The organism is Pedococcus sp. P2_F6 (genome assembly GCF_056403675.1).
The window spans coordinates 87,755-113,170 of record NZ_JBFUEZ010000004.1; the positions used below are offsets into that span (position 1 = coordinate 87,755).

Annotated in this window: 14 protein-coding genes; 9 read left to right on the forward strand and 5 right to left on the reverse strand. The window is 71.4% G+C overall.

Features of this window, described 5'->3' with window-relative positions:
• Positions 1–6 precede the first annotated feature (6 nt).
• Together AC1DWP_RS11970 and AC1DWP_RS11975 are read left to right on the forward strand one after the other, a co-directional pair.
• Positions 7–531 carry a SurA N-terminal domain-containing protein gene (locus AC1DWP_RS11970; RefSeq protein WP_477614698.1) on the forward strand — a complete coding sequence of 175 codons (525 nt, stop codon included), beginning with the start codon at positions 7–9 and terminating at the stop codon, positions 529–531.
• A gap of 30 nt (positions 532–561) precedes the next feature.
• Entirely contained in the window at positions 562–1,578 is a 1,017-nt protein-coding gene (locus AC1DWP_RS11975) for a MazG family protein (protein WP_477614699.1), read from the forward strand.
• Here the strand turns inward: AC1DWP_RS11975 and AC1DWP_RS11980 are convergent.
• The 5 genes from AC1DWP_RS11980 to AC1DWP_RS12000 all read right to left on the reverse strand — a co-directional run bounded on the left by AC1DWP_RS11980 (position 1,536) and on the right by AC1DWP_RS12000 (position 19,041).
• Entirely contained in the window at positions 1,536–5,702 is a 4,167-nt protein-coding gene (locus tag AC1DWP_RS11980; RefSeq protein ID WP_477614700.1) for an nSTAND1 domain-containing NTPase, read from the reverse strand. The genes AC1DWP_RS11975 and AC1DWP_RS11980 overlap by 43 nt on opposite strands.
• 90 nt (positions 5,703–5,792) lie before the next feature.
• A complete protein-coding gene (locus tag AC1DWP_RS11985) occupies positions 5,793–6,317 on the reverse strand; it encodes a 2'-5' RNA ligase family protein (protein ID WP_477614701.1) in 525 nt (174 codons plus the stop codon).
• A gap of 17 nt (positions 6,318–6,334) precedes the next feature.
• Positions 6,335–10,561: an nSTAND1 domain-containing NTPase gene (locus tag AC1DWP_RS11990; RefSeq protein WP_477614702.1), complete on the reverse strand. Its 4,227-nt coding sequence runs from the start codon at positions 10,559–10,561 to the stop codon at positions 6,335–6,337.
• Between the two features lie 4 nt (positions 10,562–10,565).
• Positions 10,566–14,717 carry an nSTAND1 domain-containing NTPase gene (locus AC1DWP_RS11995; protein ID WP_477614703.1) on the reverse strand — a complete coding sequence of 1,384 codons (4,152 nt, stop codon included), beginning with the start codon at positions 14,715–14,717 and terminating at the stop codon, positions 10,566–10,568.
• Between the two features lie 145 nt (positions 14,718–14,862).
• A complete protein-coding gene (locus AC1DWP_RS12000; RefSeq protein ID WP_477614704.1) occupies positions 14,863–19,041 on the reverse strand; it encodes an nSTAND1 domain-containing NTPase in 4,179 nt (1,392 codons plus the stop codon).
• 152 nt (positions 19,042–19,193) lie between these two features.
• Here AC1DWP_RS12000 and AC1DWP_RS12005 point away from each other — a divergent pair, with 152 nt between their 5' ends.
• From AC1DWP_RS12005 to AC1DWP_RS12035, 7 genes are all read left to right on the forward strand, one after another.
• The gene (locus AC1DWP_RS12005) at positions 19,194–19,511 is read left to right on the forward strand and encodes a hypothetical protein (protein ID WP_477614705.1); all 318 of its coding nucleotides are present in this window, start codon (positions 19,194–19,196) and stop codon (positions 19,509–19,511) included.
• A 162-nt stretch (positions 19,512–19,673) separates the two neighbouring features.
• Complete coding sequence (locus tag AC1DWP_RS12010) at positions 19,674–20,825, forward strand: PfkB family carbohydrate kinase (protein ID WP_477614706.1); 1,152 nt, start codon at positions 19,674–19,676, stop codon at positions 20,823–20,825.
• The gene (locus AC1DWP_RS12015) at positions 20,822–21,745 is read left to right on the forward strand and encodes a pseudouridine-5'-phosphate glycosidase (RefSeq protein ID WP_477614707.1); all 924 of its coding nucleotides are present in this window, start codon (positions 20,822–20,824) and stop codon (positions 21,743–21,745) included. Before AC1DWP_RS12010 ends, AC1DWP_RS12015 begins: the two co-directional genes overlap by 4 nt.
• Before the next feature lie 169 nt (positions 21,746–21,914).
• On the forward strand, positions 21,915–23,204 hold the full coding sequence (gene eno, locus AC1DWP_RS12020; RefSeq protein ID WP_477614708.1) for a phosphopyruvate hydratase: 1,290 nt from the start codon (positions 21,915–21,917) through the stop codon (positions 23,202–23,204).
• A gap of 46 nt (positions 23,205–23,250) precedes the next feature.
• Entirely contained in the window at positions 23,251–23,919 is a 669-nt protein-coding gene (locus AC1DWP_RS12025; protein WP_477614709.1) for an FtsB family cell division protein, read from the forward strand.
• Entirely contained in the window at positions 23,916–24,455 is a 540-nt protein-coding gene (locus AC1DWP_RS12030) for a DUF501 domain-containing protein (RefSeq protein ID WP_477614710.1), read from the forward strand. The genes AC1DWP_RS12025 and AC1DWP_RS12030 overlap by 4 nt, the downstream gene beginning before the upstream one ends.
• A 5-nt stretch (positions 24,456–24,460) precedes the next feature.
• A complete protein-coding gene (locus tag AC1DWP_RS12035) occupies positions 24,461–25,405 on the forward strand; it encodes a Ppx/GppA phosphatase family protein (RefSeq protein ID WP_477615299.1) in 945 nt (314 codons plus the stop codon).
• The last annotated feature ends 11 nt before the right edge of the window (positions 25,406–25,416 follow it).

The following is a 25,416-nucleotide window of genomic DNA, read 5'->3' on the forward strand; positions in this document are numbered from 1 at the left end:
TAGTCCGTGAAGGCATTGAGTGCGCTGCGTGGGTCGATCGTGACGGCAGTCGTCGTCGGGGTGCTGGCCGTGTCCGGCTGTGCGACCGCCGACACCGCCGCGGTCGTCAACGGACACCGGATCAGCGAGCAGGAGGTCCAGGAGGCCACCACCCAGATCACCAAGGCCTACCCCGACTCGTCGCTCAACACGGCCAGCGCTCTCTCGAGCCTGGTGATGGCCTCCTTCATCAACCAGGTCGCCGAGGAGTCCGGCAAGGGCCTGTCCGACTCCGCGGCCAAGGCCGCCATCGCCAACATCGTGGACCCGGTGCCGGCCACCCTCGAGCTCGTGAAGTCGAGCCTGTCGTCCCAGCAGCTGACCAGCGTGGAGCAGGGCAAGGTCGTCGAGCTCGCCTCCAAGGCGAAGGTGACGCTCAACCCGCGCTACGGCACCTTCGACGCCAAGAACGTCCGCTTCGACGTCAGCCAGCCCAACTGGATCAAGGCCGAGCCGACGCAGCCGGCACCCGCCACCACCCCCGCGGGCTGAGACCAGGTGCCGGGTGAGGTGCCGGGTCAGGTGCCAGGTCGGCTGACCCTGCTGGTCGGCAGTCCGCGGATCGCAGCCGGCCTCTTCACCCGAGCCGCGTGGCAGGCACTGGACGCCGCGGACCAGATCCTCGCGCGCGACAAGAGCGAACCACTGGCCGACGCCGTGTCAGAGGCGGGTATGCCGGTGCGTCACCTCGGTGACGTCGCCCCGCCCGAGCTGGCGCGCACCCTCATGGATGCCGCTGCACAGCCGGCCGACGTCGTCTGGGTGTCCTCGGCCCACGGGGACCCGGGGCTCACCGACGCGATCGCCTCGGAGGTGTCCCGGCTGGGTGCGCCGCCGGAGGTGGAGGTGCTCGTGGCGTCGTGGGACGTTCCCGGCTCGCGGTTGCTCGACCTCGTGGCCGTCATGGACCGGCTCCGGTCGCCCGGCGGCTGCCCCTGGGACGCCGAGCAGACCCACGAGTCGCTGGTGAAGTACCTCATCGAGGAGAGCCACGAAGCGGCCGAGGCGATCGAGTCCGGTGACCGTGACCACATCCGCGAGGAGCTCGGCGACGTGCTGCTCCAGGTGGTCTTCCAGGCTCGCGTGGCCCAGGAGCACGACACCGAGCCCTTCGACGTCGACGACGTCGCCGGCGCGATCATCGAGAAGCTGGTCCGCCGGCACCCCCACGTCTTTGCCGACGGCGACGCCTCCACCCCCGCCGAGGTGGAGCAGGCGTGGGAGCAGATCAAGGCCGCGGAGCGCGCGCAGAAGGCGCCGCACGGTGGCGGTGAGGACGGGCACCAAGGGCTGCTCCACGGCATACCCAGGTCGTTGCCCAGCCTGCTCGCCGCCGACAAGGTGCTGGCTCGCTGGGAGCGGACCGGAGGCGACCTGTCCGCGGTGGGTGACCCCGAGGGGGACCTGGCGGCACGGCTGCTCGCCCTTGTCGCCGAGGCGCGGGCTCAGGGTGTCTCGGCCGAGGAGGTCCTGCGGCAGGCGCTGCGCGACCTCGGTCAGGACGAGCAGACCGGCACGAACGGGCGGTCCGGCAGGTAGTTGCGCCACTCCTGCTCGGTGAGCGGACGCCCGGCCAGTCGGCAGGCCGTGGCCAACCAGGACTGGGGGGCGATGGTCCAGGTGAGCACGGTCCCGCTGCTTCCGGCGAAGAGGATGTGGCTGTTGTCCTTCGTGAAGGCAGGGTCGCCATCCTCATTCACCGTCGCGGAGCCGAGGTACGCCCCGGTGCGGGCGTCCCAGTGGCTCAGCTTGCCCTCGGCCACGCTCGCAACGAGGGTGCCGTCGTCGCTGAACTTGGTGAAGTAGCCGACCAGGTGCGCCTGCGCGGCGTTGGGACGGGAGATCCATGTCAAGGAGGCGGCGTCGAGCAGGCCGACACCGGCGTCGCCCAGGTCCACGAGCAGGCGGCTGCCATCCGGCGAGGGGACCGCGAGCTGCACGGTGGCGCCGAGGTCGGGCATCGGCCAGACCTTTCCGGTGACGTAGTCCACGATGAGGTCGTTGGTGTAGACGCTGTGGAGGTCGCCACTGGGCATGAACCCTGACAGGGCCAGGCCCTCCGGCGGGCCCGGCTTGTGCTCGCGCACCTGGATTGGCTCACGTGCCGGCGCCAGGGTGTGGGCGTCCAGGACGTGCAGCCTCCCGGTGGTGCTGCCGACGAGCAGGTACTTCCCGTCGGGGCTGAAGAAGGCGATCGCGGCGCCCTCGCTCGAGTCCGTCGACGCAAGCTGGTGTGCGGCAAGCACCCGGCCGGTGGCGGCGTCGAACGTGCGGACCACGGGATCACCGGTGGTGATGTTCAGGGTCTTGTTGTCGCGGTGCCAGGCGAGGTCGATGTAGCTCCGCTGGCGCATCTCGGGCCGCATCAACGGACCCAGCTTCCCCGTGGCGACGTCGCGGATCCGGAGCGCTGGGCCCCCCTCGACATAGCCCACCTTGTCGCCATCGGGGGAGACGCGGACAAGGGGTTCGCCCATGCCCGGGGACTCCCCGGCGCTCGAGGCGAGGAACCGCCGGTCCCCCTCGAGGTCCCAGGCCTGGACCAGCCCGGCGAACGTGCTGGTGTACAGGGTCCGCCCGTCGAGGCTGAACCGTGGGCTGCCGACGGGGCTGTCCTGGGCGAGGATCTCGCGGGCACCGTGCCCTTCGAGCGCCCAGACCACCAGCCGGTCTCCCGCGGCCGCCACCCGCGTGCCGTCGCGGGAGAAGGCCACTCCGCTCCGCGGGCCCTGTCCGGACAGGTAGGTCTGCGGCCGGAGCGTGGCAGTGTCCACCAGGACGGTCTCCACCCCGGCACCGACGGCCAGCAGCCGACCGTTCGGGCTCAGCACCAGCGACTCCTCGAGCTGGCGCACGCCGAGATCACGGGCCTCGATCACCCGTCGCGTCCGGCCGCTCGGGAGCTCGGTCACCACCAGCCGTCCGCCGCCCGGGTTGGTCGAGTAGAGGGTGCGGCCGTCGGGACTGACATTCGGGACTACCCCGTCGCCCAGCTGCAGGGTTGCCACGGGTTGGGCCGGCGAGCGCAGGTCCCACACTGCGGTGACGTCTCCCTTCTCGCCGTGCAGGTGCGACATGGAGACCACCAGCCAGCGGCCGTTGGGGCTGAACCCCAGGTTCTGGAACGCGTGGTACCCGGGCGGGAAGCCGCCGAGCTGCGTGGCAGACCGAGCTCCGGACTTCTCGAGGAGGACGACGGGGGGCTCGCCGCCGCTCTCGACCAGGTCCGTCCACATCGACACGGCGTAGCGACCGTCGTCCGGGCTGGCGGCCACCGCGACCCCGAGGATCTTCGCCGGGGTGGAGACCGGGTCCAGGGTCCGGCCGTCGCGCAGCTCGAGCCCCACGTCGTCGGACGCGGCGGTCGCGACCTGGCCGGTGGAGTTGTTGACGTCCATGCTGAAGACGCGACCTCTGCTGCGCACGCTGCCGATCAGCGCCGGGGCCCGGTCCAGGGTCGCCAACAGCGCGTTCCGGGTGTCCACCGTGTCGTCGAGCGTGACCGCCGCGGCGGCGAGCAGCAGGGAGCGGTCGAGGTCGTCGGTCCGCAGCGCCTCGGCCCCGAGGCGTCGGGCGTCGGCCACGAGGGCCTGTTGGTCCGCCCGGTCCGCGGCGGTCTTGGCCAGCGCCCCGGCCACGATGGCGACGGCCAGCAAGGCGGCGACGGCAGCCAGCCCGGCGCGGAGACGCTGGTTGGAGCGGCGTTCGCGTCGCACCTGTTCCTCGGTCGCACGCTGTTCGGTGTCGGCAAGAGCGGCCCCCGCCGTCAGGAAGTCCTGCTCTGCGGTGGTGAGGGACGGGTTGGCACCGTCGCGCCACTCGACTGCTCGCGCCTGGCGCACGCCCCGGTAGAGCTCGCTGTCGGGGCGGCCGAGGTCGTCCCAGCTGGTTGCCGCGACCGAGAGGTGGCGCATGATGCGCAGTCCGTCGACGTCGTCGTCCAGCCACGACCGCAGCCGCGGCCACGCCATGGCCAACGCCTCGTGGGCGATCTCCACTGTCTCGCCGTCGGTGCTGAGCAGGCGGGCGCCAACCAGCCGCTCGATCAGCAGGGTGTGGTCTTCGTCGGTGGCGACCGAACGGCGTGGGACCCGCTGTCGCACCGGTTCGCCGAGGTCGTCGGGGGCGACGAGCCGCACCATGAGGTCGCGGAGCACTCCCTGCTGCCCGGGCGTGAGGTCGCGGAAGAGGCCCTCGGCCGACTGGGAGACCGCCTCCCGGATACCGCCCGTGGCGGTGTAGCCGGCGACGGTCAGCGTCTGGCCCTCGCGTCGTTTCCAGGTCTGGCGCAGGACGTGGGACAGCAGCGGGAGGGCAGCCGGTTCGTCCTGGACCTCGCGGACGAGCAGGTCGACGAGGCCGGGCTCGAGCCGCAGTCCCGCCTGCGCTGCTGGCCCCTCGATCGCGAGCCGCAGGTCGGGCTGGGTCATGCCACCGAGCAGGTACAACCCGCGTTCGACGAGTCGGGCGAACTCCGGGTGAGCGGAGAGCTCGCCGAGCCGGTCCGCCCGGATCGAGATGACCAGGACGCCGCGCCCTCGCGTGGCGAAGGCGACGAGCTGGTCGAAGAACTCCGTGCGCTCGCTCGAGTCGGGGTCGAGCGCGAGAGCCTCCTCGCACTGGTCGACGACGAGGACGTCGGTCGCGCGGGGGTTCGTGGCGGCCAGTGAGTCGGTGGGGTGAATGCCGGGAGAGAACACCCTGACCCTGCGTCCGTCCCGCTCCAGCGCGGCGGCGACGCCGGCACGGGCCAAGGATGACTTGCCACATCCAGAAGGCCCGACCACGGCGAGGACGTGGCCCTCGTCAAGGCGCCGCAGGCAGGCGGAGATGTCGGCTTCGCGACCGAAGAACGCCGGGGCGTCGGCGACGTCGTAGGCAACCAGGCCCAGGTAGGGGCACTCGGCACTGGTTGGCGGCAGGACCGTCTCGGCGGCCAGCGAAGGGTCCTGGCGCAGGATCGCCTGCTCCAGCTGGGCGAGCTCTGGGCCGGGGTCGAGGCCCAGCTCGTTGACGAGGGTTGCCTTGGCGCGGTGCAGTGTCTGGAGGGCATCCCCCTGTCGGCCCGCCTGGTACTGCGCGAGGGCCAGGAGGCCCCAGCGCCGTTCGCGGGTCGGCTGCTCGGCGACCATGCGCAGGGCGTCTCCGAGGACGTCCTGGTAGCGACCGGACCTCAGGCCCGCTTCCGCGTGGAGATCCTCGGCGTCGCGCCAGAGCTCGACGAGCCGCTCGGCCTCGACCCTGCCGGGGCCCCAGTCCGCGAGGTCGACGAGCGGCTCCCCGCGCCAGAGCTCCCGGGCCTGTCCCGACACGTAGAGGGCCCGCTCGGGCTCCCCGTTCGCCAGCAGCTCGCGAGCCCGAGAGAGGAGGTGCTCGAAGTGGAGGTGGTCCACCTCGTCCTGGTGCAGGACCAAGCGGTAGCCACGCGGTGAAGTCTGGATCGCCTCCGCGCCGAGGGACTTGCGAAGCCTGACGATGCAGCCCTGCACGACCTTCTGCCAGGTCCCGGGCAGGTCCTCGCCCCACAGCGTCTCCGCGAGAGCCTCGGCACTGAGCTCGGTGCCGGGTCGGGTGGCCAGGGCTTGGAGGATGACGCGGTCGCGCGGACCGAGAGTCGTCCGACCGTCGTTGACCTGCAAGGATCCGAGCAGCGCGATGCGCATGTCCCGACAGTGACCCTCCCCAACGGTGGCGTCAACAGGCCTGACACCGGGTTGACACCGGCGGAGCACGAGGGCGACACCGGCAAGGGGTCAGGGGAGGGTGGCGAGTGGCCAGCGCTGGCCGGTGCCGCTGTCGATCAGCGCTGCCGACTCCGCCCGCCCGACCAGGGGCAGCACGTCGAAGGCGCGGACAGCGGCGGTGGGCAGAAGCTCCTGGCTGGTCCCGGTGGTGAGGCTGCAGTGGGGAATCCATCGCCCCGGCCGGTAGTGCCAGTGCAGATCCGCCCCGGTGCCGTTGACGGCCGTGACCACGGCCTGGTGGCGGTCGAGCAGCGCCCGGGTGGCCGGCGTCAACAGTGCGCCTCGCCCACGGGTGAACAGCCCCACGGCGTCGAACCGCAGGTCGAGGGCCGGGCCACCGGCAAGACCTCCGACAACCCCGGCCACCGCCTCGACGTCGAAGGTGCGGAGCACGGCATACGAAAGGTGTGGCACGTGGCGCTGGTGGGTGTGGCTCAGCAACGTGCCGATCCCGGCGTCCTCCAGCGCCGTCCAGAGCTGTCGGATCGCCCGGTCGGTGTCCGGGTCGAAGAGGAGGCAGACGGCGAGCGCCACACTGGCATTCTGCTTGGTCAGGAGGCGCAGACCGGCTGGAACGAGCGTTCCGGCAGGTAGTTGTGCCACTCCTGCTCGGTCAGGGCGCGTCCTGCGAGCCGGCAGGCTGCCGCGACCCACGAGCGGGGGTCGAGGTCCCAGCTGAGGAGGGAGCCGTCGTCGCCCGCGAATTGGAGTCGTCTGTCGTCCGCGGAGAAGGCCGGGGCCCCTGGCGACGGCACGCTCGCCGTGCCGAGGAAGGTGCCCTTCCGTCCGTCCCAGTAGCTCAGGTGGCCGTCGTTGACACTGGCGACCAGCGCCCCGTCCTCGCTCCACGAAGTCAGGTAACCCACCAGCCCGGCCTGGGCCGCGCTCGGTCGGGAGATCCACGTCATCGTCGTGGCGTCGAGCAACCCGGTCCCGGTCGGGCCGGTGCCCACGATCAAGCGCTTTCCGTCGGGCGAGGGATACAGGTCCACCACCGGGAAGCCGAGGTCCGGCATCGGACGGACCGTCCCGGCGACATAGTCCACGATGGCGTCGTTGAGGTATGCCGTGTGGTGGTCCCCGCTCGGGACGAAGTTCTCGACGGCTTGCGGATCAGGCTCGCCTTTCGCCTTCTTGTACACCTGGATCGGTTTTCGGGTGGGGACGAGCGTGTGGGCGTCGAGCACGTGGAGCCGCCCCGCACTGCTGCCGACGAGCAGGTACTTCCCGTCGAGGCTGAAGAAGGCGACGGCGGCAGCTTCGTCGGACGGAGCGGGTGCAAGCCGTCGTTCGGCGAGCTGACGGCCTGTGGTGCTGTCCCAGGTCCGGACCGACGGGTCACCGGAGGTCATGTTGAGGATGGTGCTGTCGGGGTGCCAGGCGATGTCCATGTAGCCCCCCTGCGCCATGGCGGGGGCGACCTCCGGACCGAGCTTGCCGGTCGTGACGTCACGGACGCGGAACCGAGGTCCGTTTCGCACGTAGGCGACCTTGGACCGGTCAGGGGAGAACCGGCCCCAGTAGTCGGGCCAGTCCAGATGCTCACTGGGCCCCGCCCGGAGGAAGCGGCGGCTGCCGGCGAGGTCCCACGCCTGGATGAGTCCCCCGATGGTCTTGGTGTAGAGGGTCTTCCCGTCGCGGCTGAACGCAGGGTCGTCGGCGTCCCCGTCCTGGGCAAGCACCTCCACCGGATCGTCACCACTCAGGTCCCACACCGTCAGGCGGTCGCCGCTCGCCGCCAGGTGGGTGCCGTCCGGCGAGAAGGCCAGGGCCTGGGTCGCGCCCTGTCCGGAGAGGTGAGCTCGCGCCTTCAGGGTGGCGGTGTCCACCAGGACCACCTCGACACCGGCACCCACCGCCAGGGTCCGGCCGTCCGGGCTCTGCGCCAGCACGTCGTCCAGCTGACGGACCGCGAGGTCGGCCGGGGCCAGGGCCCGGCGCGTCGTCCCGCTGGGGAGGTCGGTGACGAGGAGGCGGCCCTTTCCACCGGGCACGAGGTCCAGGCCGTAGGCGCCCGAGAACAAGGTGCGCCCGTCCGGGCTGATGGTCGCCGCGCTGCCCACCCACCCGAGCTCGAGCCGTGCCACCGGCCGGCTGGGGGACTTGAGGTCCCAGACGAAGGTGAGGGTGCGTCCGTCCTCCGGCATGCGCACGAGGGACACCGCGAACCATCGACTGGTGGGGGAGTAGCCGAGGTACCAGCGGCGGGGGAAGCCCATGTCGAGGACCTGGTACCGGGCGGGGATGCCCCCCAGCTGGACCGCGGACCGGGCGCCGGTTCGGTCCAGCAGCAGGACGGGCGGCTCCTTCCCGTCCTCGACCAGGTCGCCCGAGATCGTCACCGCGTAGCCCTGACCATCCGGTCGGGCCACGACCGATCCGCCGACGAGCTTCTCCGGCAGCGAGACACGGCGCAGGGTCGGTCCGTCATAGAGCTCGAGTCCGGTGCCGTCAGCGGCCATGACCGCCACCTGGTCCGTTGCGGTGTTGACCGCCAGGTGGAAGATCCTGCCGGCGCTTCGAGCGCTTCCGGTGAGCGCCGGGGCGCGGTCGAGGGTGGCCAGCAGGTTCGTCCGCGTGTCCACGGAGTCGTCCAGCGAGACCCCCGCCGCGGCGAGGAGCAGCGACCGGTCGACCTCGTCGGACCGCAGTGCCTCCGCACCGAGACGACGGGCGTCCGCGGCACGCGCCTTCGCGGACGCCGCCGCGGCTTGGCGGTCGGCTTTGTCCCGGGCGGTGAACGCCACAGCCCCGGCGACGATCGCGACGGCCAGCAGGGCCGCGACAGCCGCCAGACCGAGGCGGAGCCGCTGGTTGAGCTGCCGCTCCCGCCGCACCTGCGCCTCGGTGGCCCGTTGCTCCTTCTCCGCCAGCGCAGCGGAGTCGTGCAGGAAGTCACGTTCGATGTCCGTCAGCGTGGCACTGGCCCGCTGGTGCCATTCAGCCGCGCGCGCCTGGCGGACGCCGCGGTACAGCTCGCTGTCGGGGCGACCGAGCTCGTCCCAGCTCTCGGCCGCGACCGTGAGGTGGCGTAGCGTGCGCAACCCGTCGACGTCCTCATCCAGCCACGACCGCAGGCGCGGCCACGCCGCCGCGAGAGACTCGTGCGCGATCTCCACGGTGTCACCGTCCGTGGCCAAGAGCCGAGCTCCGACCAGCTGCTCCACCAGCTTCTGGTGTTGCTCGTCCCCGGTGACCGACCGACGAGGAACCCGGGTGCGCACCGGGTCGCCGCCCTCGTCAGGTGTCACCAGCCTCAGCATCAGGTCCCGGAGCATCGCCTGGCGCTCCGGGTCCAGTGCGCGGAAGACCCCCTCTGCGGACTGCGCCACCGCCTCGCGAAGGCCACCCGTCGCGGCGTACCCCTCGACCGTCAGGGTGCCGCCCTCGCGGTGGCGCCACGTCTGGCGAAGCACGTGGGACAGGAGCGGGAGTGCGGCGGGCTGCCCCACGACCTCGCGCACGAGCAGGTCGACCAGCCCCGGTTCGAGCCGCAGTCCCGCCTGGGCGGCGGGGCCCTCGATGGCCCGTCGCAGGTCGGGCTCGGTCATCGGGCCCAGCAGGTAGAGGCCAGACTCGACGAGGCGTGCGAAGTCGCCGTGGGGAGACAGCTCACCCAGCCGGTCCGCGCGCAACGTGACCACCAGCGGGTGGCGCTGGGCGAACTCGACCAGGGCCGCGAAGAACTCGGATCGCTCCGGCGAGGCCTCGTCGACGGCGAGCACCTCCTCGCACTGGTCCACGACGAGCACCGTGCCCGGACGGGTGGGGACGCCGCTCAGGGCCTTCATCGGGTGGATGCCCGGTGTGAGCACGTGCACGACCCGGCCGTCGCGTTCCAGGGCGGCGGCCACGCCGGCCCGGGCGAGCGACGACTTGCCCGATCCAGACGGTCCCACCACGGCGAGAACGCCGGCCTGGTCGAGGCGGCGCAGACAGGCTGCCGTCACCTCCTCCCGCCCGAAGAAGGCCGCGGCGTCGCTGACGTCGTAGGCCACCAGCCCCAGGTAGGGGCACTCGGACGTCGCCTCGGGGATGGCTGCCGCGACGGCGAGGGAGGGGTCCTGGTTGAGGATGGCCCGCTCGAGCGCGACGAGGTCGTCACCGGGGTCCAGGCCGAGCTCGTCGACCAGCACCCGGCGGGCCTGCTGCAGGGTCTGCAGGGCGTCGCCCTGGCGGCCGCCCTGGTACTGCGCCAACGCGAGCAGCCCCCAGCGGCGCTCGCGCATCGGCTGCTCGTGGACGAGGCGCAGCGCCGGCGCGATGGCCTCGCGGTGGTGTCCGGCCAGCAGCTGCGCCTCGGTGAGCAGGTCCTCGGCGTCGTGCCGCAGCTCGACCAGCCGCTCGGCCTCCGCGCGCCCGGGCGCCCACTCGACCAGCTCGGCGAACGGCTCGCCTCGCCAGAGCTCGAGCGCCTCACGCAACAGGTATGCCGCGCGGTCCGGTTCGCCGCCAGCCGTCAGCTGACGCGCCCGCTCCAGGAGGTGTTCGAATCGCAGGTGGTCGAGGTGGTCACGGTGGACCTGGAGCCGGTAGCCCTGCGTCGAGGTCTCGATGGTGTCGGCGCCGAGCGCTTTGCGCAGCCGGACGACGCAGCCCTGTACGACCTTGGTCCACGAGGTCGGAGGGTCGTCGGCCCACAGTGCCTCGGCGAGGGTGTCAGCACTCACCGGTCGGCCGTGACGCACGGCCAGGGCCTGCAGCACGACGCGGTCTCGCAGCCCGAGAGCGGACTCCGCTCCGTCGAGCTCCAGTGGACCCAGGACGCCGATTCCCACTGTCTCAGCAGACCTTCACGCGTTCGCGGTCGGGCAGGTAGGTGCGCCATTCCTCGTCGGTCAGGTCGCGTCCCGCGATCCGGCAGGCGGCCTTGACCGCGGTCTCGGGCCGTGGGTCCCAGAGGGAGACCTTTCCGTCCGGCGAGGCGATGAGCACCTCCGAGGTGCCGTGGGCAAACCCTGCGTAGCTGGTGCCCTCGATACCGACCGAGCCCAACAGGCTCGCCGTCGCCACGTCCCAGAGGCCGGCGCGGTCCAGCCCGGTGGTCATGAACCGATCTCCCTCTGGTGAGAAATGGATCCCGCCCCAGATCAGGTTCGGCCCGGACTTCTTGACCCTGATGGACAGGTCGCTCGGGCCCAGGAGCACGATGGCACCGCCGCCCATGGACTGGAGGCTCCCGACGACGACGATGTCCGTCTGATCGGGCGTCCACGCCCAGAACTCGGGGAAGAAGTCGAGCTCCGCAGTCTTGGTCACCCGCCCCTGCATGAGGTCCAACAACCGCACCTCGTTGTCGACCCGCACCAGCGCCTGCGTGCCGTCACGGTTCGTGGCGAGGCCATAGGTGGGCAGGTCGGCCTTCACCTGAACGGGCTTGCCGAGGATCTGCAGCGTGGTGGCGTCGGCGGAGTACGCCCAGCCCTTGTGCGTTCCCACCACGAGTCGTGTGCCGTCTCCGCTGATCCTGACCGAGTCGGCGACTCCGAAGCGGTCGGGCACCCGGTGCCTCCCCGCAGCCTTCCCGGTGACCCCGTCCCACAGGTCGACCCACTTGTCGTTCCAGTCGCTGGCCAAGACCGCGCTGTCCGTCCGCCACGCGAGGTCGGAGAAGTACGCATTGCTCGGTCTCAACGCCGATGGCGGAGTCCAGGTCCCCGACAACACGTCGAGGAACTGCACGCCGAACGACTCCTCGCCGTCGGAGACGAGGTACCCAACCTTCTGCCCGTCGGGAGACACCGCCGGGTACTCGAGCCGTGCCGAGGCGGGATGCGGTTGGACGGACACAGAGCGCACGAAGCGGCGATCGCCCACGAGGTCGTAGGCCATCAGCAGCTCGCCCCGCGTGGTCCAGATGGTCCGTCCGTCCGGGCTGAACTCCGCAGAGCCCCCTACCCCATCCCACCGGACGTGCGTTCCTCCAGCAATGCCTACCGGTGACACCACGAGAGTCTCGCCGACCATGTAGCTGAGCAGGTCCCCCTTGGGCGAGTACACGACGCTGTCCACCTCGCCACCCTCGTCGATCGCGGACCGCACCTTCAGCGACTTGGGGTCGAGCAGGGCCAGCTGGTTGTCACGGGCCACGGCGAGAGTCGAGCCATCGGGGCTGAGGGCGAACGCGCCGTTGGCTGACATGGCGCCGAACTCCCGGCCGGTCTTCACGTCGAACGCATGGATGCTGTTGTCATAGGCGTTCGAGAACAGGCGCCTGCCGTCGTCGCTCACGGCGAGTCCGGCCTGGGTCAGCAGGTGGGCAGTGAAGGCCGCCACCGGGCGATCGAGGGCCCGGGTATCCCACACCCGGAACCAGGTGTCCTCGTCCGTCTCAACCGGGTGGATGAACCCTGCTGCCAGCCAGCGACCGTTGTGACTGAAGCCGAAGCTGCCGTGGACCACCCGTCCGATGGGCATGCCGCCCAGCTGGGTGTCGGACAGCGCGGCCGTCTCGGGGTCGAGCATCCGCAGGGGGACCGGGTCGACGCTACGCTCCCCTGTTTTCGTCCAGGGGTTGACCGAGGCCACCAGCTGGGAGCCGTCGGGGTTGAAGCGGACCGCCCGGGCGGGCAGGTCGTGGTTGCGAGCGACCTCGGCTCGAGTGACGGCGTCGAAGACGGTGACTCCGGTGGTGTTTCCGCCGACTGCCACGGTCCGCCCGTCCGGCCGCACCGATACCGCATTCGGCGAGAGCACCCCCGCCGTGCCGATGAGGTCGGGCGAGCGGTCCAGCACGGCGCTGAGGTTGGTTCGCGTGTCGGGGGAGTCGTCGAGCCGGGTCGCGGCGACCGCCAGGAGCAGCGCCACGTCCATGTTGGGCGCACGGATCGCCTCGGCGCCGAGACGTCGTGCGTCGGCCACGGTCGACTGCTGGTCGGCCCGGTCTGCGGCGGTCTTGGCCAGTGCGCCGGCGACGATCGCCACCGCGAGCAGTGCCGCGACTGCTGCGAGGCCGGCACGGAGCCGCTGGTTGGAGCGGCGTTCCCGGCGGACCTGTTCCTCCGTGGCGCGCTGCTCGGTCTCGGCCAGCTCGGCCGAGGCGTCGAGGAAGGCCCGCTCCGGAGGCGTCAGCTCCGGGTCGTGGCCTCGTCGCCATTCCGCTGCGCGGGCCTGCCGGACCCCGCGGTAGAGCTCGCTGTCAGGTCGTGCCAACTGGTCCCAGCTCTCGGCGGCCACGGTGAGGTGGCGCATGATCCGCAGTCCGTCGACGTCGTCGTCCAGCCACGACCGCAGCCGCGGCCACGCGACGGCCAAGGACTCGTGGGCGATCTCGACGGTGTCGCCGTCGCTGCTGAGCAGTCGAGCGCCCACCAGGGCCTCCACCACCGCGGTGTGCTCCTCGTCCGAGGCCGCGATCCGTCGCGAAACCCGGGTGCGCACGGGTTCACCGGCATCGTCCGACGAGACCAGCCGCACCATCAGGTCGCGGAGCATGCCCTGCTGACTCACGGACAGCTCGCGGTAGAGCCGTTCGGCGGACTGGGCGACGGCTTCGCGCACACCTCCGGTCGCGGCATACCCCTGCACGGTCAGGGTGTCGCCCTCGCGGCGCCGCCACGTCTGGCGCAACACGTGAGACAGGAGGGGCAGTGCCCCCGGCGACCCCTCGACCTCGCGCACCAGCAGGTCCACCAGCCCCGGCTCCAGCCTCAGCCCCGCCTGCGCGGCAGGACCCTCGATCGCGCTGCGCAGCTCGACAGCTCCCATGCCGCCCAACAGGTAGAGCCCCTTCTCCGCCAGGTGCGCGAACTCGGGATGCACAGCGAGCTCCCCGAGCCGGTCCGCGCGCAGCGAGAGGACGAGCCGACCACGGGCAGCGAACTGGACCAGTCCCGCGAAGAACGCTTCGCGCTCCGGGGAGGCCTCCGGCAGGCTCAGGGCTTCCTCGCACTGGTCGACCACGAACACCGCGCCGGGCCGCGAGGGCGCCTGGGCCAGCACCTCCTCCGGGTGGGCTCCGGGCGTGACGATCTTCAGGTTGTGGCCGTCGCGCACCAGCGCCGCGGCCACCCCTGCCCGGATCAGCGAGGACTTGCCACATCCGGACGGCCCCACGACGGCCAGGACGCCGACCGCGTCGAGCCGTTGCAGACAGGCCACCACGTCCGCCTCGCGGCCGAAGTATGCCGGGGCGTCATCGACGTCGTAGGCGACCAGTCCGAGGTAGGGACAGACCGCCTCCGTCACGGGTGCGGCGCCCTGGGTGACCAGTGCGGGGTCCTGGCGCAGGATCGCCTTCTCGAGCTCGGCGAGCTGTGGTCCCGGGTCGAGTCCGAACTCGTTGACGAGGGTGGCGCGGGCGCGTTGGAGCGTCGCAAGGGCCTCCGCCTGGCGGCCGGCTTGGTACTGCGCGAGGGCGAGGAGGCCCCACCGCCGCTCACGGGTGGGTTGCTGGGTGACCATGCGGTGCAGCTCACCCAGGACGTCGCCGTGCCTCCCGGCAAGCAGCTGGGCTTCGGTGAGCAGGTCCTCGGCGTCGTGCCGCAGCTCGACGAGCCGCTCGGCTTCCGCCCGACCCGGCGCCCACTCGACCAGCTCGGCGAAGGGCTCGCCTCGCCAGAGCTCGAGCGCCTCACGCAATAGGTATGCCGCGCGGTCGGGTTCGCGGGCGCCCGTCAGCTGACGGCCGCGGTCCAGGAGGTGTTCGAAGCGGACGTGGTCGAGGTGGTCACGGTGGACCTGGAGCCGGTAGCCCTGGGTCGAGGTCTCGATGGTGTCAGCGCCCAGTGCCTTGCGCAGTCGGACGACGCATCCCTGGACGATCTTGGTCCAGGAGCTCGGAGGGCTCTCGCCCCACAGCGCCTCGGCGAGGGTGTCGGCGCTGACCGGCAGTCCGTGGCGCACAGCGAGTGCCTGCAGCACGACGCGGTCTCGCAGCCCGAGAGCGGACTCCGCTCCGTCGAGCTCCAGTGGGCCGAGGACGCCGATACCCATACCCCTGACGGTCGACCCATGCTGGTCCGCCGTCAACCGCCGCGTTACCGCCGTGATACCGCCAGGCTCGGGGCGCCGAAACCGCTGAGCCGGGCGGGAGTCGGGCGAACGTCGCTCATCGCCCCGGCCCTGCGTCAGAAGCGGGTCAACAGACCTTCACGCGTTCGCGGCCTGGGAGGTAGCTGCGCCGCTCCTGGTCTGTCAGGTCCCGCCCGGCAATGCGGCACGCCGCCTCTCGTGCTGCCTCGGGCCGCGGGTCCCAGATCGAGACCTCCCCGTCCACCGAGGCGATGAGTATCTCGGAGGTCCCGTGGGCGAACCCTGCGTGGTTTTCACCCTCGGTGGGCACGAAACCGAGGGAGTCACGCGTCCGCACGTCCCAGAGCCCCACCCGGCCTGACCCGGACGTCGTGAACCGCTCTCCATCGGGGGAGAACTGGATGGCCCCCCCGGCGGCAATATTGGGTCCCGTTGTCCTGGACCTCGTCGAGAGGCTCTTCGGATCCAGGAAGGCAACCGTGCCCTGGCCGTCCCGGGACGGGTCGCTGCCGACCACGACGACGGTCTTGCCGTCGGGGACCCATTCCCATTCATGGACGTCAAGGCCAGGATCGGCGATCTCGAGCACTCGCCCCTGCAGGAGGTCCAGCAGCCGGAGCTTGCTGTCGATCCACACGAGCGCCCGAGCGCCCTCGGCGTTCGCGGCGATGCCACGCACGGGAACGTCAGCCTTCACCTGCACAGGCTTGCCGACGATCTCCAGGGTGCTGGCGTCGACGGTGTAGACCCAGCCGTGGTGTGTTCCCACCACCAGTCGGGTGCCGTCGCCGCTGAACTTCACCGACTCGACGACTCCGTAGCGGTCGGGCACGCGGTGCTGGCCCGCAGCCCGCCCGGTGACTGCGTCCCACAGGTCGACCCACTGGTCGTTCTGGACGCTGGCGAGCACCCGGCTGTCCGGCCGCCAGGAGAGCTCGGCGGTGTAGGTGCTGCTCTCTCGGAAGGCGGACAGCGGGGTCCGGGTGCCGGACTTGACGTCGAGGAACTGGACGGCGAACGACTCCGGTTCACCGCCGATAAGGTTTGCCACGGTCCGCCCGTCGGGCGAGACCATGGTGCCGACTCTGTCCGAGTGCCGCTGCGGTTCGACGAGGACGGAGCGCACGAAGCGGCGGTCGCCCACGAGGTCCCACATCAGCAGCCGGTCATCGCCCCTGCTGTACAGCGTCCGCCCGTCGGGGCTGAAGCCGATCCCGCCCGGGCCTCTCTTCGGGCTGAGACGCACGCCGGGCGCGTCGGGGTTTGCGAGTGATCGCACGACCAGGGTGTCGTCGCCGACCTCGTAGCCGAGCTGGTCGCCCGTCGGTGAGAACGCGAGCTCGCCGATGCCGGCTTCCTCCTCGATCACCGACTTCAGCGTCAGCCGTGTCGGGTCGAGCAACGCGATCTGGCTTCCCCGGACCACCGCCAGGGTCGAACCGTCGGGGCTGAGGGCGACGTCCCCGTCGCCCGGCGCAGATCTGATCTCGCGACCCGCGGCCACGTCGAGGGCGAGGACCCGGTCGCCCGCCGAGGCGTAGACCCTCGTGCCGTCGTCGCTGACAGTGAGGCGGCCGACGATGAACGGGACGGTGAACGCCGCCGCCGCATGCGCGAGATTGTGGGTGTCCCACACCCTGAGCGACGTCTCTTCGTCCAGCTGGGTCGGGTGGATGAAGCCGGCCACGAGCCAGTGGCCGCTGTTGCTGAAGGCGAGCTGCTCATGCACCACTCGTCCCTTGGGCATGCCGCCCAGCTGCGTGGGGGCCAGGGCCGCGGTCCGGGGGTCGAGCATCCGGAGGGGTAGGGGGTCGACTCGGCGTTCACCACTCGGCATGCTCACGTTGACCGCAGCGGCGAGCTGGGTGCCGTTCGGGTTGAAACGCACGCCATAGAGGGGAATGTCGTGGTTGCGTGCCACTTCCTTGCGGGTCTCGGTGCTCACAAGGGTCACTCCGATGTCCCAGCCCGTGACGGCCACGGCTCGTCCGTCGGGTCGCACCGTCAGGGCAATCGGGTGGAGAACCTTGCTGACGCCGATCAGCTCGGGCGCGCGCTCGAGGACGGCGGCGAGGTTGCTCCGTGTGTCGGGGGAGTCATGGAGTCGGGCCCCGGCCACCGCGAGCAGCAGAGCGAGGTCTGGTGCGGAGTTTCGCAACGCCTCGGAGCCCAGGCGCCGCGCGTCTGCCACCCGCGACTGCTGCTCGGCTCGCACACTCTCTTGGTCGGCCTTGTCTGCGGCGGTCTTCGCCAGCGCGCCCGCGACGATCGCCACCGCGAGCAGCACGGCGACCGCTGCGAGGCCGGCGCGAAGCCGCTGGTTGGAGCGGCGTTCCCGGCGGACCTGTTCCTCCGTGGCGCGCTGTTCGGTCTCGGCCAGCTCGGCCGAGGCGTCGAGGAAGGCTCGCTCCGCGGGAGTCAGCTCCGGGTCGTGGCCTCGTCGCCACTCGGCGGCCCGGGCCTGCCGGACCCCGCGGTAGAGCTCGCTGTCGGGTCGCCCGAGCTCGTCCCAGCTCTCGGCGGCGACGGTGAGGTGGCGCATGATCCGCAGTCCGTCGACGTCGTCGTCCAGCCACGATCGCAGCCGCGGCCACGCGACGGCCAAGGACTCGTGGGCGATTTCCACGGTGTCGCCGTCGCTGCTCAGCAGCCGAGCTCCTACCAGCGCCTCGACCACCGCGGTGTGCTCGTCGTCCGAGGCCGCGATCCGTCGCGAAACCCGGGTGCGGACCGGTTCACCGGCGTCGTCCGACGAGACCAGCCGCACCATGAGGTCGCGGAGCATGCCCTGCTGGGTCGGGGTCAGGTCGCGGTAGAGCCGCTCGGCGGACTGGGCGACGGCTTCGCGCACACCTCCGGTCGCGGCATACCCCTGCACGGTCAGGGTGTCGCCCTCGCGGCGCCGCCACGTCTGGCGCAGCACGTGCGAGAGCAGCGGCAGGGCCCCGGGCGAACCCTCGGCCTCGCGCACCAGCAGGTCGACCAGCCCCGGCTCCAGCCTCAGCCCCGCCTGCGCCGCGGGGCCCTCGATGGCGCTCCGCAGCGCGGCCGGGCCCATGCCGCCGAGCAGGTAGAGCCCCTTCTCCGCGAGGTGGGCGAACTCGGGGTGGGCGGCGAGCTCGCCGAGACGGTCGGCGCGCAGGGAGATGACGAGTCGCCCCTGTCCGGAGAAGGCGACCAGCCCGGCGAAGAAGGCCTCCCGCTCGGCGGCCGTCTCGTCCAGGGCCAGGGCCTCCTCGCACTGGTCGACGACGAACACGGCGCCTGCCCCGGGCGGTGCCAGGGCCAGGACCTCCTCGGGGTGGGCTCCGGGCGTGACGATCGTGAGGGCGTGGCCGTCGCGTACCAGGGCCGAGGCCACGCCGGCCCGGATCAGGGACGACTTGCCACATCCGGATGGCCCCACCACGGCCAGGACGCCCACCTCGTCGAGCCGTTGCAGACAGGCCACCACATCCGCTTCGCGGCCGAAGTATGCCGGGGCGTCACCGACGTCGTAGGCGACCAGTCCGAGGTAGGGACAGACCGCGGCTGTCGCTGGTACGGCATCGGCTGCAACGAGCGCCGGGTCCTGACGCAGGATCGCCTTCTCGAGCTCGGCGAGCTGTGGTCCCGGGTCGAGGCCGAACTCGTTGACGAGGGTGGCGCGGGCGCGTTGCAGGGTGCCGAGGGCCTCCGCCTGTCGGCCCGCCTGGTACTGCGCGAGGGCGAGCAGCCCCCACCGACGTTCGCGGGTGGGCTGCTGGGCGACCATGCGGTGCAGCTCAGCGAGCACCTCCTGGTGGCGCCCGGCCCGGATCGCGGACTCGGCATAGAGGTCCTCCCCGTCGCGGCGGCGCTCGCCGAGCCGCTCCGACTCGATCCGGCCCGACTCCCACTCGGTGAGCCGTTCCAGTGGGTCTCCTCGCCACAGGCCGAGCGCCTGCCCGCTGGCGTACCGCGCACGCTCCGGCTCGCCGGTGGCGAGCAGCTGGCCGGCGCGCAGCAGCAGGTCCTCGAAGCAGAGGTGGTCGAAGTCGTCCCGGTGCAGGACCAGCCGGTAGCCCGCGCCGGACGTCGTGATCGCCGGGGACCCGAGCGCCTTGCGCAGGCGGGAGACGCACCCCTGGACCACCTTGGGCCACGAGGGCGGGAGGTGTTCGCCCCACAGGGCGTCCGCAAGGGCTTCGGCCCGCACGGTCTCACCGGGGCGGGCGGCCAGGGCCTCGAGGACCACCTGGTCCCGGGGGGCCAGCAGGATCCGTCCTTCGTCGACCTCGAGGGGGCCGAGCACCGCGATGCGCACACCTTGAATGTGACCCTCCACTGGTACCCCGTCAACGGTCCCGATACCCGGCTGATACCCGGTCGGCGCTGCCTCGGTACCGGTCGATGCGACAAAGGTCGTGGACAACCCGTCCGGCAACGAAGCACCAGCTCAAGCAAAGGATCAGGACCATGTCGCACACCACCAGCATTCGCCGGTCGGCCTCCATCCTCGGAGCCACCGGACTCATCGCCCTCTCGATGGCCGGTCCGGCCAGCGCCCGCGAGGTCCCCGGAAACGGCGATCCGACAGAGCAGTACTGCTCCACCTCCTGCTACGAGGGGGGTACCACCCTCGTGGACACCAGCTCCGGGCCGACCCGAGGCGACGGCGGCACCGTCGAGTACCTGCAGCTGGGCGCCGGCCTGCTTGCCGGTCTTGCCCTGGCCGGTGCCGGTGCCGCCGCGTTCTCGCGGCGCAGTCACGGTCACCTGGCACACCCCGCCTGAGTCGCCACCAGAGGTCCCTGTGGCCCGGCATCCTTGAGATGCCGGGCCACCTGCGTGTCGGCCCACCTGGTGGTGGACCAACTGCTTTCGAGAGGTCTGCTTTCCTACCACGTGCTGGGAGACATTTGCTTGGAGAACCAAGGATGCTTTAATATTCCAAGCATGACCCTTACCGAACGCGAACGGGACATCGTCGACCTGCTGCGGGCTGAGCCCCTCCTGGACGCGGCAGCCATCGCGGAGCGGACGGGTTCGACGAAGGCAGCCGTCTCCGTGCACCTGTCCAACCTCACCCGCAAGGGAGCCATCCTCGGGCGGGGTTACGTGGTTCGCCCGGAGGCACACTCCGTGGTGGTGGTGGGCGGCGCCAACATGGACATCAAGGCCCACTCCAGCCACGCCATCGAGCTGCGCACCTCCAACCCCGGAGCGGCCATCAGCACCCCCGGGGGCGTGGGGCGCAACATCGCGGAGAACCTCGCCCGGCTGGGCAGCCCGACGCACCTCGTGGCCCCGGTCGGCCACGACGCCTTCGGCGACGAGATCGTCGCGGCCACCCGTGCCGCAGGCGTGGTCGTCGACCACATGATCGCCTCGGACGACCCCACCGGCAGCTACCTCGCCGTGCTCGACGCCTCTGGCGAGCTGGTGGTCGCGGTGTCGAACATGAGGGCCACCGACCGGTTGACCGTCCGTCAGCTGATGCGCTCGCGCGACCTGCTCAGCCATGCCGACCTCCTGGTGCTGGACGGCAACATCCCGGAGGCGCCCGCCGCCTGGCTGCTCGACTTCGCTGCGGCGGTGAAGGTCCCGGTGGTGATGGACCCCGTCAGCGTGGCCAAGGCCCGGCCGCTGGCGCACCTGCTGTCGCCGCAGCGCCCCCTGCTGGCGCTGACGCCCAACCTCGACGAGCTGTCCGCCATCGTGGGGGAGGCCGTGCCGCAGACCCGCGCCGACATCACGCGTGCTGCACGACGGCTCCACGACGTCGGCGTCACCAACGTCTGGGTGCGCCGCGGCGTACGCGGCAGCCTGCTCAGCAGCCTGGGTGACACCGGACGCGCGACCGTCGTCACCCTTCCCGCGCCGCCCGTGAAGCCCGTGGATGTCACCGGCGCGGGCGACTCGATGACAGCGGCCTTCGTGCACGCCCTGATGCGGGGTGACGCGCCAGCCGACGCGGCCCGGTTCGGGCAGATGGCGGCCGCGCTCACCGTTGCCAGCCCCGAGACCGTCCGTCCCGACCTCACCGCCCGCCTCATCGACGCAGAGCTCAGAAAGGCGCTGCGCCGCAAGTCCAAGGAGAACCGATGAACGCCCCCCACCCCTCGCTCCAGCTCACCACCGAGGTGGCCGAGGCCCTCGCGAACGGCCGGCCGGTCGTCGCGCTCGAGAGCACGATCATCAGCCACGGCATGCCCTACCCCCGCAACGTGGAGATGGCCCTCGAGGTCGAGCAGATCATCCGCGACGGCGGAGCGGTGCCGGCGACGATCGCGGTCCTCGACGGCATACCGCGCATCGGCCTGACGCGCGACGAGCTCGAGACCCTCGCCACCCACCCCGATGTCGCCAAGGTGAGCATCCGCGACCTTCCCTATGTCGTGGCCCGCAAGGCCCACGGCGCCACCACGGTGGCCAGCACGATGCGGCTTGCCGCCCTCGCGGGCATCCGCGTCTTCGTGACAGGCGGCCTCGGGGGAGTGCACCGCGGAGCCGCGACGAGCTTCGACATCTCGGCCGACCTCACGGAGCTCGGCCAGACCGACGTCGCGGTGGTCAGCGCGGGCGTGAAGTCGATCCTCGACATCGGCCTGACCCTCGAGTCGCTCGAGACGCTGGGTGTGCCGGTCGTCGTCGTCGGCTCCGACGAGTTCCCCTCCTTCTACTCGCGCGAGAGCGGCCACGCTGCCCCGATGCGGGTCGACTCGGCGCAGGACCTCGCGGCGATGATGCAGGCCAAGTGGTCGCTCGGCCTCGCCGGAGGAATCGCCGTCACCAACCCGGTCCCCGCCGAGGACGAGATCCCGGCTGCCGAGATCGGTGTGCTCATCGACCAGGCGCTCGCGGAGTGCGACGAGCGCGGCATCCACGGCAAGGACATCACCCCGTTCCTCCTCGGCCGCATCGTCGAGCTGTCGGGTGGTGCCAGCCTGGAGACCAACATCGCGCTGGTGCGGAACAACGCCCGGCTGGGAGCCGCGCTCGCGGCGGCATACCAGCGCCTCGCCTGACCCACCCCCCTCACCCCACCACATCACCCGACATAGGTGGGACAAGCCGGAGGTATGCCGTGGGGCCGGCTCCACGGCGTGCGTCCACGGTGCGGGTCGGTCGTCGATGGGTGGGCCGGGGGCGGGTAGCCTCATCGGGTACTCATCCGGCACCACGATGGAGAAGTCTGTGGCCACGATTGACGCAGTAGGCGCCCGCGAGATCCTCGACTCCCGCGGCAACCCCACGGTCGAGGTCGAGGTGGCCCTCGACGACGGCACCCTCGCACGCGCGGCTGTTCCGTCGGGCGCCTCGACTGGCGCGTTCGAGGCCGTCGAGCGTCGTGACGGCGACAAGAACCGCTACCTGGGCAAGGGGGTCCAGAAGGCCGTCGATGCCGTGCTCGACGACATCAACCCCAAGCTCGTCGGCTACGAGGCCAGCGAGCAGCGGCTCATCGACGGCGTCATGCTCGGTCTCGACGGCACCGACAACAAGGGCAAGCTCGGCGCCAACGCCATCCTCGGGGTGTCGCTCGCCGTGGCCAAGGCCGCCGCCGAGTCCGCCGGGCTCCCGCTGTTCCGCTACCTCGGTGGCCCGAACGCGCACGTCCTGCCCGTCCCGATGATGAACATCCTCAACGGTGGCAGCCACGCCGACTCCAACGTCGACGTCCAGGAGTTCATGATCGCCCCGATCGGCGCCGAGTCGTTCCGTGAGGCGCTGCGCTGGGGTGCTGAGGTCTACCACTCGCTCAAGGGCGTGCTCAAGGAGCGCGGCCTGGCCACGGGCCTGGGCGACGAGGGTGGCTTCGCGCCCAACCTCGACTCCAACAGGGCCGCCCTCGACCTCATCCTCGAGGCGATCGAGAAGGCGGGCTACGAGGCGGGCACCCAGATCGCCCTCGCCCTCGACGTCGCGGCGAGCGAGTTCCACAACGAGGACGGCACCTACCAGTTCGAGGGTGCCGCGAAGTCTTCTGCCGAGATGGTCGACTACTACGCCGGCCTGGTCGACTCCTACCCCCTGGTGTCCATCGAGGACCCGCTCGACGAGGACGACTGGGACGGCTGGAAGGCCATGACCGACCGCCTCGGCGACCGCGTCCAGCTCGTCGGCGACGACCTGTTCGTGACCAACCCGGTGCGCCTGCAGCGTGGCATCGAGTCGGGCACGGCCAACGCCCTGCTGGTCAAGGTCAACCAGATCGGCTCGCTCACCGAGACCCTCGACGCCGTCGACCTGGCCCACCGCAACGGCTACCGCTGCATGATGAGCCACCGCTCGGGCGAGACCGAGGACGTCACCATCGCCGACCTCGCGGTTGCCACCAACTGTGGCCAGATCAAGACCGGCGCGCCGGCCCGGTCAGAGCGGGTCGCCAAGTACAACCAGCTGCTGCGCATCGAGGAGGAGCTCGACGACGCCGCGGTGTATGCCGGTGCCGGCGCCTTCCCGAGGTTCGTGGCCCAGGCCTGACGGCCGGCTGGCAGGCACACCAGACAAGACACCAGGGGAACTCACGATGGCTGACTCGGGACACGGCACGAGCGGGCTGGGCAAGCCCGTCCGCCGGCCTGCCCCGGCGCGCGCCGGGTCGCCCCGGGCCGCCCGTCAGGGTGCGCCACGGTCCACCTCGGCCCGACCGGGCGCCGGACCGGGCCGGTCACGGGCCACCGCCTCGGGGGCTGCGCGCAAGGTCGCAGGGGCCCCGGTGTCTCCCGAGCGACGCAGCTCGCGGGGCGTCCTGCGAGTGGTCGTGCTCGCGTCGATCTTCGTCCTCCTCGCCGTGACCCTCGTCCCGACACTGCGCTCCTACCTGCGGCAGCAGGGCGAGATCGACGCCCTTCGCGGACAGGTCACCGAGCAGCGCCAGGGGGTCAGCGACCTGCAGAAGGAACAGGCCCGCTGGAACGACGACGAGTACGTCATGCAGCAGGCGCGGGAGCGGCTGAAGTTCGTCAAGGTCGGTGAGAAGTCCTACACCGTGATCGACGGCAAGCCCTCGACCAAGGCGCTGCCGGGGGTCGCGAAGGCCTCGGCGGCTTCGAACGACAACCCCTGGTACGGCCGGCTGTGGGAGTCCGTCCAGGTCGCCGACGCCGGCCCGGCCGCGAACGGCACCGCCGGGCCCGGAGCGTCGTCGGGCGCAGGCGCGAACGGCACGACCAGCTCGACCAGCTCGGCCAAGTGAGCGACCAGCCGACCCGGGCTGACCTGGCTGCCGTGCAGGCCCAGCTCGGCAGGGTGCCGCGAGGCGTCGCGGCCGTCGCGCACCGCTGTCCCTGCGGCGCACCCGACGTCCTCAAGACCGAGCCGCGCCTGCCGGATGGCACCCCGTTCCCGACGACCTTCTACGCCACCTGCCCCAAGCTGACCGGAGCCATCTCGACCCTCGAGTCCGTCGGGGTCATGAAGGAGATGACCGACCGGCTCGCCGAGGACGCCGACCTGGCCGCCGCCTATGACGCAGCCCACGACGACTACCTCGCGCGGCGCTCCGAGCTCGGACAGGTCGCCGAGATCGAGGGGATCTCGGCGGGCGGCATGCCGACCAGGGTCAAGTGCCTGCACGTCCTCATCGCGCACTCCCTCGCGGTCGGGCCGGGCGTGAACCTGCTCGGCGACGAAGCCCTCGCGATGCTCGACGACTGGTGGGCGACCGGCTCGTGCGTGCCCGACGAGGAGCTCGCCGCTGTGCGCGGTGCTCTTCCCGCGGACGGGGCGTGAGTGCGGTGACCCGGGTCGGGGCGATCGACTGCGGCACGAACTCGATCAGGCTGCTCGTCGCCGACGTCGACCCCGAGACCGGATCCCTCGTCGACGTGCTGCGCCGCATGGAGGTGGTGCGCCTCGGCTATGGCGTGGACCGCACCGGGCGCATCGACCCGGTCGCCATGGAGCGCACCTTGGCGATGGCCGGCGAGTATGCCGCTCAGTGCCGCGAGCTGGGCGCGGAGCGGGTCCGCTTCGTGGCCACGTCCGCGTCCCGGGATGCGTCCAACGCCGCCGAGTTCGTTGCCGGTGTCCGAGAGTCCTTCTCCCACTACGGAATCGCGCCCGAGGTCATCTCCGGTGACGAGGAGGCCGCCCTGTCGTTCAGGGGATCGACGGGCGAGCTGCGGGCACACGGCATACCCGGTCCCTATCTCGTGGTGGACCTCGGAGGTGGCTCCACCGAGTTCGTCCGCGGCGCGGACGCTGTCGAGGCCGCGCGCTCGGTCGACATCGGGTGCGTCCGGATGACCGAGCGGCATCTGCGGTCCGACCCACCCACGGATGCCGAGATCGCCGCAGCCGTCAGCGACATCAACGCCGCGATCGACCTGGCAGCCGAACGTGTCGAGTTCAGCGGGGTGAGCGCGCTGGTCGGTCTGGCCGGGACCGTCACCACCATCACGGCCCATGCCCTGGGACTCGAGACCTACGACCCCGAGCGGATCCACCTCAGCGAGCTGACGTCCACCGAGGTACTCGCCGCCTGCGAGTCGCTCCTGCACATGACGCGCGCGGAGCGGGCGGCCCTGGGCTTCATGCACCCCGGACGCGTCGACGTCATCGGTGCCGGGGCGCTGATCTGGCACGAGGTGGTGGGCAGGTTGGCCGGCCTCGGCCTGGAGCGCGTCATCACCTCCGAGCACGACATCCTCGACGGGATCGCCCTCTCCGTCGCAGAGTGAACCTCGACTTG

Coding starts and splice junctions, on each gene's coding strand:
- AC1DWP_RS11980 (WP_477614700.1), bottom strand. CDS start 5,702: ATGCGCATCGCGCTGCTCGGATCCTTGCAGGTCAACGACGGTCGGACG.
- AC1DWP_RS11995 (WP_477614703.1), bottom strand. CDS start 14,717: ATGGGTATCGGCGTCCTCGGCCCACTGGAGCTCGACGGAGCGGAGTCC.
- AC1DWP_RS12005 (WP_477614705.1), top strand. CDS start 19,194: ATGTCGCACACCACCAGCATTCGCCGGTCGGCCTCCATCCTCGGAGCC.
- AC1DWP_RS12010 (WP_477614706.1), top strand. CDS start 19,674: ATGACCCTTACCGAACGCGAACGGGACATCGTCGACCTGCTGCGGGCT.
- AC1DWP_RS12015 (WP_477614707.1), top strand. CDS start 20,822: ATGAACGCCCCCCACCCCTCGCTCCAGCTCACCACCGAGGTGGCCGAG.
- AC1DWP_RS12025 (WP_477614709.1), top strand. CDS start 23,251: ATGGCTGACTCGGGACACGGCACGAGCGGGCTGGGCAAGCCCGTCCGC.